6 protein-coding genes are annotated in these 15,778 nt (G+C 60.5%); 4 read left to right on the forward strand and 2 right to left on the reverse strand.

From position 1 onward, the window contains the following. Positions 1 to 54: 54 nt before the first annotated feature. A complete protein-coding gene (locus tag AC0GUR_RS12260) occupies positions 55 to 267 on the reverse strand; it encodes a cold-shock protein (protein ID WP_472877766.1) in 213 nt (70 codons plus the stop codon). A gap of 748 nt (positions 268 to 1,015) precedes the next feature. Between AC0GUR_RS12260 and AC0GUR_RS12265 the strand changes: the two genes are divergently transcribed. The 4 genes from AC0GUR_RS12265 (at position 1,016) to AC0GUR_RS12280 (ending at position 14,528) form a co-directional block, all read left to right on the forward strand. Beyond that, the gene (locus tag AC0GUR_RS12265; RefSeq protein WP_472877767.1) at positions 1,016 to 2,173 is read left to right on the forward strand and encodes a response regulator; all 1,158 of its coding nucleotides are present in this window, start codon (positions 1,016 to 1,018) and stop codon (positions 2,171 to 2,173) included. 24 nt (positions 2,174 to 2,197) lie between these two features. Further along, positions 2,198 to 6,331, forward strand: a complete 4,134-nt coding sequence (locus AC0GUR_RS12270) for a response regulator (protein ID WP_472877768.1) — start codon at positions 2,198 to 2,200, stop codon at positions 6,329 to 6,331. A 393-nt stretch (positions 6,332 to 6,724) separates the two neighbouring features. Then, positions 6,725 to 8,401 carry a hypothetical protein gene (locus AC0GUR_RS12275; protein ID WP_472877769.1) on the forward strand — a complete coding sequence of 559 codons (1,677 nt, stop codon included), beginning with the start codon at positions 6,725 to 6,727 and terminating at the stop codon, positions 8,399 to 8,401. Between the two features lie 325 nt (positions 8,402 to 8,726). Then, positions 8,727 to 14,528 carry an autotransporter-associated beta strand repeat-containing protein gene (locus AC0GUR_RS12280; protein ID WP_472877770.1) on the forward strand — a complete coding sequence of 1,934 codons (5,802 nt, stop codon included), beginning with the start codon at positions 8,727 to 8,729 and terminating at the stop codon, positions 14,526 to 14,528. A gap of 36 nt (positions 14,529 to 14,564) precedes the next feature. Here the strand turns inward: AC0GUR_RS12280 and AC0GUR_RS12285 are convergent, their stop codons facing one another. Beyond that, on the reverse strand, positions 14,565 to 15,740 hold the full coding sequence (locus tag AC0GUR_RS12285; RefSeq protein ID WP_472877771.1) for a hypothetical protein: 1,176 nt from the start codon (positions 15,738 to 15,740) through the stop codon (positions 14,565 to 14,567). Positions 15,741 to 15,778 lie beyond the last annotated feature (38 nt).

The following is a 15,778-nucleotide window of genomic DNA, read 5'->3' on the forward strand; positions in this document are numbered from 1 at the left end:
CAGGCAAAAAAAAACCGGCGCATGGCCGGTTTTTTTTCACACGAACAGGGGTACTTAGACCACCTGCACCTGCTCTGCCTGCAGGCCCTTCTGGCCCTGGGTCACGACGAAGGTCACCTTCTGACCGTCGACCAGGCTCTTGAAGCCCGAAGACTGGATCGCGCGGAAATGCACGAAGACGTCTTCGCCGCCCTTATCGCGGCTGATGAAGCCAAAGCCCTTGGCATCGTTGAACCACTTCACCGTACCGGTTTCTGTCTGAGACATGTCTATATCACCTTGGAACAAATTAAGCCGCAAAGCGGCGGATAGGCTGGTCGCAAGGAGGAAGGCGGTACAACGGTGTAGTGAATCTGAGACCTACAACATCGGGCCACGATTCACGGTGACCCCTGAAACTCAGCCCGTGCACGATAGGGCTCATCGCCCCAAAGTGCAATCGTAGTTCCACTTGAGATGCGCTTTTTCGCCCAGCCGTTCCGCCAGCACCCCGTGGATGGGGCAGTCGCCTGAGGCGGATCGTGCCGGCATGGGGTTGCCGTCTCAGTGGGTCAACGCAACACCCCGGCGGGGTGCCCGCAAAGGCGTATGGTGACGCTGAGCTAAGCGTAACTATTTGGGAAATAAGCAGAAAGTTGAACGCGCCTGAACCGATTTAAGGCTCGCTGAGGGCCGCATCGACCCTTGCTACGCCGCCCTCGCGGGTCCATCAGGGGGTTGCGTTGACCGCTTGAAACGGCACTTCCTGAGCGGACCTTGAGTCGCTGCCGACGACTTTCGCCGACCTGAACATCGGCGCATGGCGTTTGCTCCAAACCAGGCAGAGAGGCTCATTGCCGCCGCCATGAGCGGGGCCAAGTCGATCCGTCATGTCAATTTGGCGTGAAATTTTGCCGCACAACAGAGTTTGGAGCGGCCCTGCCACCGGTTAAACAATACGCTGATCCATCCACCACAGATTCATCACGCCATAAGCGCACAGACTCGAGCACAGGGCTTGCGAAGGAGAGTCACGATGGAGGTGGGCGACGTCGCAAAAGAGCCTGTCGTACTCGTGGTGGACGACAGTCCGGACAATCGCTTGTTGCTGTCCGAAATCCTCAAACCCCTTTACCGCGTCAACCATGCCTCCTACGGCGAAGAAGTGCTGAGGGCGGTCGCTGGCCCTGAGAAGCCTGACATCATCCTGCTCGATGTCATGATGCCGGGCATATCCGGCTTTGATGTATGTCGGAAGCTCAAATCGCAAGCAGAGACGCGCGATATCCCCGTGATCTTTCTGACGACGTTGAATTCGACGGAAGACCAGGCACGCGGACTGGCGCTCGGCGCCGTCGACTACATCAACAAGCCGATCAATCCGCCGGTGGTCATTGCACGTGTCGCCACTCATCTTCGCCTCAAGGCAGCGGAGGAATTTCTTCGCGACAAGAACACGTACCTCGAACAAGAGGTTGAGCGGCGCACTCACGAAGTCGTGGCGTTGCAGGAGGCGATTATCCTTGCGCTTACGTCACTGGCGGAAGCCCGTGATAACGAAACGGGAAACCACATTCGACGCACGCAGCATTACGTCAAGGTGTTGGCAGACCACCTCAAGGATCACCCCAAGTTTGCCGAGGCGCTGGATGTAACCACGCGTCGGTTGCTGTTCCAATCGGCACCGCTGCATGACATAGGCAAGGTCGGCATACCCGACAGCATCCTGCTCAAGCCGGGGCGGCTGACGCCTGAAGAATTCGAAGTCATGAAGACACATACGACGCTGGGTCGAGCCGCCATACAGCGGGCTGAGAATCAGCTGGGAAGAGATGTGCCATTCCTCCGAATCGCCAAGGAAATGGCCTACAGCCACCAGGAACGATGGAATGGCAGCGGATACCCGGAAGGCAGATCGGCGGAAGACATCCCGCTCTCCGCACGCCTGATGGCTGTCGCGGATATCTATGATGCGTTGATAAGTCCCAGGATCTACAAGGCAGGCATGTCGCATGCCCAGGCGGTGGGTCTCATCACGGAAAAGCGCGGGGTCGAGCTTGATCCTGACATCGTTGACGCCTTCCTCGACCTGCAAGACGAGTTCCAGACCATCGCCAAGCGTTTTGCGGATGAACCTATGCCCATGAGAGACGATTGGCTCGTCGAAAGCCGGCGCCCCACGCACCCGTCTTGAAGAGCCGCAAGGGGCTTCGTAGCCATGACTGCCCTGCTTGAACGATTGGAGCGCATGGCGTTGCGACGCCGGCTTCAGATCGGTTTTGGCGGCTTGTTGCTCCTGACCGTTTTCCTCGGCTTGTACAGCATCGGTGTGCAGCGACTGCAAAAGCAGGAGATCGATCGACTGCACGAGAAGGACATGCAGGGACTGATCTTCATCGAGGCCGCGAGAACCTCTCTGGGCGACATCGGCCAGAATCTGCGCGAAGCCGTGCTGGTCGATGAGGCACATGAACGCGCCGACGCGCTGCGTCGGTTGGCCGACTCCGAAGCGCTTGAACGCCAGCAGATCACGTTGGTCAAGACGCGCGTCTATCGGGAGGTAACCGAACAGAGCGTCGACACGTTTGAACTGGCCTACGCCAAGTACACGTATCAAGTGGATCTGGTCACGACTGAGCTGAGTGCCTCGACGGCAGCTGCAAATGGCGGGCAGGCTGCGGCTATCTCACAGCTGAGGTCAGCGGCGTTTCGGCGCAGCGATGCCGATGTCAAGGCAGCGCTGACCCGCGTTGAGCAACTCAAGCGTGAAGGCGCCGACGCGGACGTGCTGGAAGCTAACGCTCGCTTTCGCTTTGGTGCGCAATTTACGGCATGGCTGCTGGCTTTGGGCGTTGGCGGCGGCCTGCTGTTCGGTTGGCTTATCAGTCGATCCATTCGTCGTCCGGCGGAAGGTCTCCGGCAGGCACTGGACCGATTGAGCACGGGCGAACTTGACACCGTAGTGCCCTGCACGGACTACCCCAACGAGGCCGGTGACCTGGCGCGAAGCATCGTCACGCTGCAGGGCGAAGCCAGGCAGATGGCCGATCAGCGATGGCTGAAGACGCATGTCGCTTCCATGACGGGCGTGCTTCAGTCGGCCAGCGATATCGATGAGTTGGCAGGCCGATTTCTTTCTGTCCTGGCACCGCTCATCCATGCAGGCCAAGGGGCCTTCTATTGGCATGACGCCTCGTCGGACCATTTGGAGCTGCGCGGCAGCTACGCCACGAGTGAAGCGAAACATCATGTCGCACTTGGCGAAGGTCTCGTTGGGCAATGTGCCCTGGAACGCAAGGCCATTTTGATCAAGCCAACGGCGCACTATTTACGCGTGACATCTGGCCTTGGCGAGGGCGAACCACTGGAGATCCTGACCTTGCCAGTGGAGAGAGGCGATCGCCTGTACGGCGTCGTTGAGCTCGCCCTGATGGCCCCGCTCAGCGCGAGTCAGAGCGGGCTTCTCCACGAGCTTATTCCGCTACTCGCCACGAACCTGGAAATTCTCGAGCGGGCAATGCACACCCGACAGCTGCTGGAAGAAACGAGCCGGCAGGCCGCCGATCTCAAGACCCAGACGCTGCAGATGGAAGCACAACAGCTGACGATCACCGCGGCGAAGGCGTGGTATCGGGGTATTGTCGATTCGGCACCAGACGGCATCCTCATTGCCGACCAACAGGGGCGTATCTTGCTGGCCAACCCCAAACTGGAAGAGATTTTCGCTTACAAAAGCGGCGAGCTGACCGGCATGCAAATTGAGCGCTTGGTTCCATCCGCATCCGGGAGCGCGCATGTCCATCTTCGCGACCAGTTTTTTTCCCAGGGCGTCAGTCGCCAGATGGGCGGAAGAAACATGGATCTGCACGGCGTCCGCAAGGATGGCTCGGAATTCTCGGTGGAGATCGGCCTTTCATTTCTTCCGGACCTCGAAGGTCGCGGCCGATGCATCTGTGCGTCTGTACGCGACATCAGCGAGCGCCGCGCCATGGAAGCGGCCGTTCTCAAAAGCGAAGAACAGCTTCAATACATCCTCGACAGTAGCCCTATCGGCATTGCGGTGGCGACCAAGGGGCGCATTCGCTTCGCCAATCCTGCATTCATCAAGGCGTTTGGCATAAAGCCTGGTGAAAGTACCGCCCGCATGTACGTCAACCTGCGCGAGCGCGAGCAGATCTGGGAGACCCTTGGCACGAGCGGCATCGTTGCCGATCGCGAAGTGCAGATGTACGACGGCCAACACCGTGAACGCGACATGGTCGTGACCTACCTGCCAATCAACTATGAAGGCGAGCCGGGCGTACTCGGCTGGATGCTGGACATGACGGAACGCAAGGCGGCACAAGACGCCATGCAACGCTCAAAAGATCTGGCCGAGGAAGCCACGCGCGCCAAGAGCGATTTTCTGGCCAACATGAGCCATGAAATTCGCACGCCGATGAACGCCATCATTGGCATGAGCCACCTCGCGTTGCAGGCCGGTCCGGATGCACGGCAACGCGGCTATCTGGAAAAGATCCACCGATCCGCCGACAAACTCCTTGGCATCATCAATGACATCCTCGACTTCTCCAAGATCGAGGCGGGGCAGTTGCGTCTGGAGCGCGTGGAGTTTCGGCTGGACGATGTACTGGACGAGCTAGCCAGCATGGTCGGACTGAAAGCTGAGGAGAAGGGACTGGAATTGCTGTTTCAGCTGACGCGTGACGTACCTACCGCACTGGTCGGCGATCCGCTCAGGCTGGGACAGATCCTGCTCAATCTCACCAACAATGCGGTGAAGTTCACAACGCATGGATCGATTGTCGTTGGCGTACAGCAGATATCGACCACGGAGGAAAGCGTTGAACTTCGCTTCCGGGTGAGCGACACCGGTATCGGCATGAACGCCGACCAATGTTTGCGGGTGTTCGAATCGTTCGTCCAGGCCGATTCATCGACCACCAGGCGTTACGGCGGCACGGGATTAGGTTTGACCATAGCACGCCGACTGGTTGAGCTGATGGATGGACGGATCTGGGTCGAAAGCTCAGAAGGCAGCGGCGCGACTTTCTACTTCCAGATTTTTATGGGGTTGCAGAGAGAGAGCCGTCGCCCAGAATCGGACGGACGAGGCACGCTTAGCGGCCTGCGCGTGCTGGTCGTTGACGACAACCCGGAGGCTCGCGCCGCGCTCTCGTCCATGGCAGCGGACCTTGGCATGGTCACAGAAGACGTCGACAGTGGCGTGACGGCACTTCGACGCATCGACGAGGCGCTATCCGCCGGCCAGCCCTACCAGTTGCTCTTGATGGATTGGCTCATGCCCGAGATGGATGGCATCGAAGCGGTGAGCCTTCTTCAATCGGCGCAAGCGACCCATCTGCCGGCAGTCATCATGGTGACCGCCTACGGCCGTGATCGGGCGATGGAGGAGGCGCAGCGAAGAGGTGTCCAGCTTGATGGCGTGCTTGCAAAACCCGTCACGCCATCCACCCTGGCCCATGCCATTCGATACGCACTCGGCTCGGGTGATGCAGCGGATGCGCGACCCGACACGCCGCACGCCACGCCTGAGCATGCGATGGTCGCGCTCAAGGGAAGCCGCGTGCTACTGGTGGAAGACAACGAGCTGAATCAGGAACTCGCACTGGAGCTGCTACGCGGCGCGGGCATGGAGGTCGTGCTGGCGCGCAACGGCCAGGAGGCACTGGATGTCCTGAAGCGCGACCCGCACTTCGATGGCGTCTTGATGGACGGCCAGATGCCAGTGATGGACGGCTATGCAGCCGCGGGCCACATTCGTCACCTGTTGGGCCTCACGGATATGCCCATCATTGCCATGACGGCCGATGCGTTGGAGGGTGATCGCGACCGCGCGCTGGCTGCCGGCATGAACGACCATATTTCCAAGCCGCTGAACGTGGATGCCATGTTCTCAACGATAGCGAGGTGGCTGAAGCCCGAGCCTCATGCTGATGCGGTGGCATTGCCGGTGTTGTCGTCATCTCTGCTGCCCGAACTTCCGGGTATCGATCAGCGTGCCGGCCTGACGACATGCGCGCAGATGATGCCGCTGTACCGCCGCCTTTTGAGTATGTTCCTCCAGAACTATGCCGACTTCGAAGAAGCGTTCGGGACGGCCCGTCGGGATGCCGACGCCAGCGCGGCAGAGCGACTCGCACATACCCTGCGTGGTGCGGCCGGAAACATTGGCGCGATGAATGTGGCAGCACTGGCGGGCGAACTTGAGCAAGTATGCAGGGCGGGCGCGGCAACGGAATTGGTGAATCGCTCGCTAGGCAGATTGATGGAAGCCTTGCGCCCAGTCATCAATGGCCTGGCAGCCACTGACATGCTGCCAGCCGGCTAGTCAAAGCCCGCAAGCGCGCCGAGTTATGGCGCGCTTGCCGCCTCTGAGGGACGCCCGGGTGGCCAAGGCTGCCTTGCTATTCCCATCACTTTACTTTGCGCACAAAGTTACGCGACAGCCCGTCATGACATGACGTAGCCAGACCTTGTGGGCATGTTGCGTTGAGTGATCCACACCATCGAAGTAGCCAGGCGCGTTTCAGATATGTCACAACACGTCGAGCAAGGATGCAACGCAGGCTCTTTCGAGTAGCGCAATTCGTTCCGTGACGCCGTTGTGTAGAAGCGGCTTTTGTTTTGAAGCCATCACACCTTGTCAATAATCCTTCATCGGTGGGCACTAGCGTGGCTTCGCTCGCCCAGTCCTGGGCCGGCTTACCCCCTGGAGACCACCATGACAAATCGTTTTGCTCGGCAGCGTATTGGCGCGACCCTTGCGCTCGTTTTGTTCGGCACCGGCGTTGTCGCCCATGCCGACGATTCATGGAATCGGCGTGACTTCCATTTCTATCCTGGCAATCTCGTGCTCAGCCGCAGCGTGTATGACAACAAAGCCAGCAACGTCCAGGTGGGCACCATCCTGCCGGTGAATTGCGCCAGCACGACGGGCGGTTGCGGCGCCGCCAGTGGCGCTCCGTTCGACGGCACATATCCTTATGTGTGGAACAACGACCTGTACGACGGCAGCTTCGGCATAACGGCGCGCATCTATCTCGACCAGATCACACCGGACGGCCGCTTGATCGATTCGTTGCAGGTTCCAAACAGCCTGCTCCCGACTGCGCCTGAAGGCGAAATGGTGACCAGCTTCAGCTCCAAATCCGAGCTTGCGCTGCATCTTTCGCAGGATCACAAGTACCTCAGCTTCATGGGCTACGTCGCGCCGGTGAATGCGCTCGATGTGTCCAACTCAAACACGCCTGCTGCGGTTGATCCGACCAACCCCGACGGTCAAAGCGTGTACCGCGCTATTGCGACGGTTGATCGCAAGGGCCACTTCAGCTTTACCGAGACCAATGCTTACAGCGGCAACAACGGACGCGCAGCCATTCTTCTCAACCGCGGTGGAGCCGACTACTTCTTCACGGCCGGCAACGCAGGCAACGGCAGCAATCCGCAGCCTGCCGGAGTCGTACTTGGTGCTGGCGCGCAGTTCATCACGCCAGCACACCTGCCTGAGATCGCGCAGCACCCAGCCGCCACCACCCCATTGGCCAGCTTCTCCATCACGGCGCTTGGCCTGAAGGCCGACAAGATTGGCAAGGACGACAACTTCCGCGGCATCACCGTGCACGACAACGTGGTGTATTTCACCAAAGGCAGCGGCGGCAACGGTGTGAATACGGTGTACTTCGTCGATACCACGGGTACGGCGTGTCCGAACGGCGTCGGTGTGCCCGTGGCGGGCGCCGCTCTGCCCAGCGCACCGTTGGGCTACGACGCAAGCACCCTGGCAAGCAACGGCCTGCCGACCAATATGTGCATCCTCGCCGGATTCCCGGCCACGCCGGCGAAGACAGCCAAGCCGCTGTCTTATCCGTTCTCGCTGTGGTTCGCCGACGCCAACACGCTCTATGTCGCGGATGAGGGGGACGGTTACGTCGGCGGCGCCGATCTGTACACGCATGCTGCCGCGCAAACCACGGCGGGCCTGCAGAAGTGGGTGTACAACAGCAACAGCAAGACCTGGTCACTGGCTTACACCTTGAAGGCCGGTCTCAATCTTGGCCAGGCCTATACGGTGGGCGGCTATCCCACGGGCATCAACGCAGTCACCGGCTTGCCGTGGTCACCGGCTACCGATGGATTGCGCAATCTTGAAGGCCGCGTCGATCATGACGGCCGGGTGACGATCTGGGCCATCACATCGACCATTAGTGGCAATGGCGATACGGGTGCTGATCCGAACCAACTGGTGGCCATTCGCGACACGCTGAAAAACAGCGATGCGACCGTTGCCGCACAGGAGCGGTTCGTGACACTTCGCGCCGCCAACTTTGCCGAGGTGCTCCGCGGAATTTCGTTTGCACCGGATCAGGGCCCTGCCGACCGTGACCACGATCATCACTGAGCGAGTGACTGCACAACTCTGATCCGTACCAGGTACCGGCGCAGATGCGCCGGTACCTGGTGCGTAGCCATGAGGGAAGAAGGTCCCTATCGGGGCGAAGGCAGACCATTGGCATGCGCCAAGGTGGCCGGATGGCCACCCTCGAAGCAGGACATTTTTCCATAACTTCTCTCGTCTCTACCTCGCCTCGGCGGAGGTGTCGCAACTAGTTGCGCCATGGACGAGGACTTCGTCGCAACAAAAGACGTTGCGGTGCAGGTACGCATAACGTTGATGCATCGGCGAGTACATTGCTCGCACGGGGGTCGGGAAAGAGGTTGCGCTTATGCCAACCATTCGATGCTCGTTGTGTTGCGCGGCATCGCCTCGCCATCTGCCCTGCCCCTTGGCCTGGGCGCTTTGCGTCAGCTTGTATGGCGGCTTGCCAGCCCTTGCCTTCGCCAACTGCACCGTCGGCAGTAGATCTGCCACCTGCGATGCCTCCAATCCCGATCCCTATCACCAGAGCATTGGCAACGGTTCACAAAACAACTATACGGTGACCATCAACGGCGGCACCTCGACGTCCAACGCAGCGGATGTATTGCTGCAGAACAAAGAGGCTATTGCCATCAACAGTGGCGGTGTCATCAACATTGGCAACTACGCCTCGGTAAGCAATAGCGCCAACGGTGGTGGCGGCCCGAATGGAAACAGCAAGAACACCATCGATTTCAACGCCAACACCACCTTGAACATCGGTATGGCGGCGACGGTCGCAAGCAACGGCAGCATTCCGACGGCCGCAGCGATCAATCTTCGTGGGACGGGCAATACCATCAGCAACAGTGGCCTGATCTATTCGGCCCCCTCGTTTGCGATCAACTTCGCAAACGGAAGCAGTACGAATACAGTGTTCAACCTGGCCACAGGTGTCATCCGATCCACCCATGGCGTGATGGGAGGCACCACGGGTGCCAACGTCCTGTTCACTAACTACGGCATCGTCGATGGCGACCTGACTTTGGTGGGACATCAAGATCAGGTCACGCTCTACACGGGCTCTCAAATCACCGGTTCGCTGCAGGGTGGCGGAGGCAGTGACAGCATCACATTGACCGGTGCGGGCTCGCAGTCACTGCCGGGATCGATCAAGGGGTTTGCAACCCTTACCAAGATCAGCACCGGCACGTGGACTCTGACCGGCTCCATCACTGGCAACATGAGCGTCGATGTGAACCAGGGCACGCTGGCCCTCGTCGGCAACAATTCGGGATTCACCGGCGGCATGGTGGTGGATTCCGCCGGCACCTTGGTCGCTGCTGCCGTAAGCCTTCCTCCCAGCATTACCGATAACGGCCAGGTGCTGTTTAGCCAAGCGAACGACGGCACCTACGCAGGATTGATCACTGGCACGGGCGCCGTCACCAAGAGTGGTGCTGGCATCCTCACCCTGACCAGCAATGAAAACTACTCAGGTGGCACCACCATCAGTGCCGGCGAGCTGCAGCTTGGTGCCGGAGGCGCATCGGGGAGCGTCACTGGCAATATCACCGACAACGGCGCCTTGAGCTTCAACCGGTCGGATACAAGCGCCTTTGCGGGCGTGATATCCGGCAACGGCACGATCAGGCAGATCGGCCCGGGCACGACCATTTTGACAGCCAACAACAACTACACCGGCGGCACGTCGATGGATGTTGGCACGTTGCAGTTGGGCAACAACGGCACGACCGGAAGCATCGTCGGTAACGTGACCGTCAACGGCAGCGGAACACTCGCCTTCGATCGCTCCGATGTCGTTACGTTTTCCAATTTGATTTCGGGCACTGGACTCGTCGCGCAAATCGGCGGCGGCACGACCATCCTGACCGGCACCGATACCTACACGGGCCGCACGACGATCAGCAGCGGCACCCTGCAAGTGGGCGCGGGGGGAGCCAGTGGAACCACGGGAACCGTCGACGGTGACGTAACCGACAACGGTTCGCTCGTGTTCGATCGCAGCGACACGGTTACATACGGTGAAGTGATCAGTGGCAGCGGCTCGCTGACCCAGGCAGGCACAGGCACGCTGGTGCTTACCCAGAACCATACATTCACCGGCCTCACCACGATCACGGCGGGTACGCTTCAGCTCGGCAATGGCGTCGGCGCCGACGGCACGGTCGCGAGCAACATCGTCGACAACGGCGCTCTGGTTTTCGACCATGCCGCCGACTTCCGCTATACCGCCACGATCAGCGGCTCCGGCGTTCTCACGCAAGCGGGCAGCAGCCTATTGACCCTGAGCGGCACCAACACCTATACCGGGGCGACGACGGTGGCATCAGGCCGTCTCAACGTCGACGGCGCCATTGCGAGCAATACGCTAGTCAACAACAACGCCATTCTCGGTGGCATCGGTAGCATTACCGGGGCAGTCAACATCGCGAGCGGTGGTCACCTTGCACCGGGCGACAGTCCCGGTACCTTGCACGTGGCCTCGTTGGTGCTCAATGGTGGCTCACAGCTCGATTACGAGTTTGGCCTGCCCAATATCGTAGGCGGGACCACCAACGATCTCACCGAGGTGGCCGGTAACCTCACGCTGGCAGGCACCCTGAACATCACTGACCTGGGCGGCTTCGGCACGGGCGCCTACCGCGTGTTTGACTACGGCGGCACGCTGACCAATAACGGATTGGCGTTCGGCACGCTGCCTACGGGCTTTTCTTCGAGCGATCTGCAGATCCAGACCACGGTGCCCAACCAGGTCAACCTGATTGTTGCTGCAGGCGGCGTGCCCGTGCAGTTTTGGAATGGCCCAGTGCGGACGGTTATTGGTCGGGCCAATGGTGGAACGGCAAATTGGGACACCGTCACCACAAACTGGACCACAGCGACCCAGAGCAGCATCGCCCCATGGAACGACGGCTTTGCAGTATTCGAAGGTACGGCCGGCACGGTCACGCTGGTCGAGGATGTCCGGGTTTCGGGTATGCAATTCCTGACCTCGGGCTACGTGATCCAGGGCAACGGTTTCAGCCTGGCGGCGGATCCGAGCACCGTCATTCGAGTCGACCCGGGGCTCACCGCAACCGTCAACGCACCGATCATCGATGGCCCAAGCGGCGCGGCGTCGTTGATCAAACGCGACGACGGCATCCTGGTGTTGGGCAGCGCGAATACTTACAGCGGTGGCACCGAGATCAACGGTGGCACGCTACAAGTGAGTTCGGATAGCCATCTCGGCGCCGCCAGCGGGGGGCTCAGCCTGGATACCGGCACCTTGGCGACCACTGCCAACATCAGCTCGGGGCGTCACGTCACTCTCAATACCGGCGGCGGCACCTTTGCGCCCGTCGCCAGCACCACCCTGGCCCTGTCGGGCGTGGTGGATGGCCTCGGCATGCTGACCAAAACCGATGCTGGAACGCTGCTCCTGTCAGGCAATAACAGCTATGCCGGCGGCACCCATTTGAACAAAGGCGTTCTCGGCGTATCCAGCGACGCCAGCCTCGGCTTTGCCAGCGGACTGCTGGATTTTACCGGCGGCACACTGCAGTTCGAAGCCAGCTTCAACCCATCACCGAGACGGGCCGTGACGCTGGATCCGCCCGGTGGAACCATCGATACCCATGGCTATTCCGCAGCATTCACCTCACCGATCAACGGCGGTGGCAGCCTGACCAAACTCGGCGCCGGCACGTTAGTTCTGGCGGCCGATGAAGTCTACGACGGGCCTACCAACATCAGCGGCGGTACGCTGCAACTGGGCAACGGCGGCACCGTCGGCAGCACGCGCACCAACTTCATCGACAACGCGACACTCGCCTTTGATCGCTCCGACACGTTAGTCGTCCCCATGGTCATCAGCGGTAGTGGTGGCGTGGTGCAAGTCGGGCCCGGCATCACCGAGCTCACCGGTACCAATACCTATACCGGCGGCACCACCATCAACGCCGGCACGCTGCAGATAGGCGATGACGGCACGCTGGGAAGTATTACGGGCAATGTCGTAAACAACGCTGCGTTCGACTTCTATCACTCCGACAACATCACGTTTGGCGGCACGATTACCGGCAGCGGCACCCTCACGCAGAATGGCGATGGCACTTTGTTCATCACCGGCAGTGTCGCGGAATCCGGCGCCACCATCATCAATGCGGGCGTGCTCAGCATCGGCAACGGCGTGTTGGATGGCACGGTCGCTACCGATATCGTGGATAACAGTGCACTGGCCTTCAATCGCTCGAGCACGACCTACGCCAACGTGATCAGCGGAACGGGCACGGTGCAGCAATTGGGCCCCGGCACGCTGACACTCACCGGCAACAACACGTACAGCGGTATCACCACGATTACGGCCGGCGCCATCCAGATCGGCAATGGCACGACCACGGGTACGCTAGGCACGGGCGATGTCGTGGACAACGCGCTGCTGGCGTTCAATCGCTCCGACACGATGACCGTAGCCAACGCCATTTCAGGTAGCGGTGCGTTGGCGCAAATCGGCACAGGCACCACCGTGCTCATGGGATCGGGCACCTATGCCGGCCCGACCCTTGTGCAGTCGGGTCGACTTGCAGCGGGGGCGACCAACGTCTTCAGCCCCAACTCGGCGTACGCCGTCGCTAATGGCGCAACGCTGGATGTGCAGAGTTTCGATCAGACCGTCGCAAGCGTCACCAACGGCGGCCTGGTGCGCATTGCGAGGGATCCCGGCGCCGTGCTGACCACGGGCAACTACGTTGGCCAGGGCGGCACACTGGCCATCAATACCTACCTTGGCGGTGACACCTCGCCGTCGGACAACATGGTCATCAACGGTGGCACGGCCACCGGTACGACGACGCTGCTGGTCACCAACGTCGGTGGTCCGGGCGGACAGACGACGGCCAACGGCATCCCGGTAGTACAGGTGTCCAACGGTGGCACTACAAGCCCAGGCGCATTCGTACAGGCTCCCGGTGAGTTGCGTGCCGGCGCGTTCGACTATCGCCTGTTCCACGGCGGCCAAGGCGGCGCGTTCCCGGACGACTGGTTCCTGCGTTCGGATTTCATCGTCAACGAATCCGCTGAGGCACCTCCGATCGATCCCCCGCCCCCCATCGAATCGCTGCCACTCACTCCCCCACCTGGCGTACTGCCCCCCGGCGAGTACCCGATCATCGGTCCCGAGTTGTCCACCTATGGCATCGCTCAACCCATGACGCGCCTGCAAGGTCTCACCATGCTCGGCACGCTGCACGAGCGCATCGGAAACACCAGCGCGCCCGTTCACGCCCCATCAGACAGCGACGGTTGGTTGAATTCCGGCTGGGCTCGCCTGTTCGGACAGCAGGTCGACAATCGCTACGAGAGCTTCACCAATGCGACCGGGCAAGGCTCGCTGCTCGGCCTGCAGACGGGCGTGGATGTGTGGCGCGGAAGTCTATGGCCCGATCATGTCGATGCTGCCGGCCTGTACTTTGCCTACAGCCATAGCGATGTCGATGCGCATGGCCTCGTCACCAATGCGCAAGCCACGGCGTATGTGATGACCCAAACCGGCACCGTTCGGCTCAATGCGTACGCCGGCGGCGCCTACTGGACGCATTACGGGCCCGCCGGCTGGTATCTGGATGCGGTATTGCAAGGCACGCATTACGACGGCACGGCGCGCACATCGTTCGCCCAACTCGCACTCAACGGCTGGGGCGGCGTGGCGTCCATCGAAGCAGGCTATCCCTTCGCGATACCGCTGGGGCCCGACGCGATGGTGGAGCCGCAGGCCCAGGTGGTATGGCAACGTACCGGGCTGGACACTGCCAATGATGGCAACACCGACGTGTCGCCGGGAACAACCTCGGGCGTGTCTGGCCGGCTTGGCGTGCGCCTTCAATGGACGGTTGTCGGCGAAACTGGGGCCACATGGCAGCCCTACGTGCGCGTCAACCTATGGCGCGATGCAGGAGGTCGTGCATCGACCATGTACGACCATATCGAACTCGTGCCGCTGGCGCAGCAGGCGACACGACTCGATGCTGCCGCCGGCCTGACGGCCTACGTCACGCCACGTATGAGCTTCTATGGTCAGTTCGGCTACGCGCATTCCATCTCGGGATCCACCGATGGAACTCGCAAGGGTGTGTGGGGTGATGCCGGATTGCGTTACACGTGGTGAGGAAAGCTGCGTTATCAGAATCCAGCTGACGTGACCCTAGAACAAAATGCCGAACAGCTGCTTCACCAGATCTTCCAGCGACCAGATGGTCAACGCGAGCGGTGCAATCGGTGCGAGCACAGCAACCGCCAGCTGGACGATGGCGTCCCGGGTAACGGGTATGACGCGCATCGTCCGCAGTACTTCGTAGCTGTTGCCCAGATCCGCTAGTGACTGAATGTCGGAACTCCCTACGAACGACTCATCACCGGGTGCACCACCCCGCAACCACTTGCCATCGAATTCGCGTACGTAACCCTCCGCAAGCGTGCCGTATTCACGAAGACCCGTCCGCCTCGCCATGGAAAGTTGAGGTGTGAATACCAGCAGCGGTCCAAAGACCACGCACAGCAGAAACACAACCATGGCTGCGATCTCGACCCTGAACTCAAAGAGAGACGCACCGAGAAAAATAATGCGATTAGCGAGCTGCGCAGCAACCATGGCACCGTGTGCCACCAGCAGCACACTGAACGCATAGGCTGTCGCCGGAAGAAATCCCAGACCGGCAAGGCGATCGGGATGCGTCGGAATAAGGCTGAGCTTGATGCGTGATACCTGCCAGAGAAACCGCGCCCAGATAAAGAGTCGGAAATACCAGCGGACCAAGAGAAATTGAAACAGGGGAAGGCTTACGTAGCCATACCATGTGCCCGCAAGCGAAAGCTTCGAGCCGGTGCTCGACGATGTTCCATACCACGTGTCGGCATTGAGCGCGGTGTAGTGGCGCCATACGACCAGCACGCCGACCGTATATACGATAAGGATCAGCAGCACCTCGGCGAGCACCGAGTTGCGCAGGCGCAACGCCGACGTGATCGCATGATCGAAGCGCGCCTTGGCGTTCTCCGGAATCAAGTTCCGATCCAGAAAGGTCTGCGCAATCGGATGCAGGCGCTGGTTGACGACCACCTCGGCAACAATCAATAAGGGCACCGCCACCAGGAAACGGATGTGCACTTCCATATCCCTGAGGAAAGGCACCGCCACGGCACCGCCCCACAAATGGCTTTCCAGCGCTGAAAGGACCAGAAGCGGCAGCCACGCCAAGAGCGCGATCACAAAGATGCGTTTGTGCAACAGGGACAGCGAGTCGTCGGCCAGGTGTGCTCGACGCAGAAGCTGGAAAAGCGGCCCGCCGAGAACCAACGAAAAGTCTTGCGCGTCGTGCAAGACGCGACGATCGGTCGTGGTGGTAGTCGATGTCATTG

It is taken from the genome of Dyella sp. PARNA 12/25, assembly GCF_055702865.1.

Excerpts from the sequence above, each read along its gene's own strand:
- AC0GUR_RS12260 (WP_472877766.1), bottom strand. The coding sequence starts at position 267 with ATGTCTCAGACAGAAACCGGTACGGTGAAGTGGTTCAACGATGCCAAG.
- AC0GUR_RS12270 (WP_472877768.1), top strand. The coding sequence starts at position 2,198 with ATGACTGCCCTGCTTGAACGATTGGAGCGCATGGCGTTGCGACGCCGG.
- AC0GUR_RS12280 (WP_472877770.1), top strand. The coding sequence starts at position 8,727 with ATGCCAACCATTCGATGCTCGTTGTGTTGCGCGGCATCGCCTCGCCAT.
- AC0GUR_RS12275 (WP_472877769.1), top strand. The coding sequence starts at position 6,725 with ATGACAAATCGTTTTGCTCGGCAGCGTATTGGCGCGACCCTTGCGCTC.
- AC0GUR_RS12265 (WP_472877767.1), top strand. The coding sequence starts at position 1,016 with ATGGAGGTGGGCGACGTCGCAAAAGAGCCTGTCGTACTCGTGGTGGAC.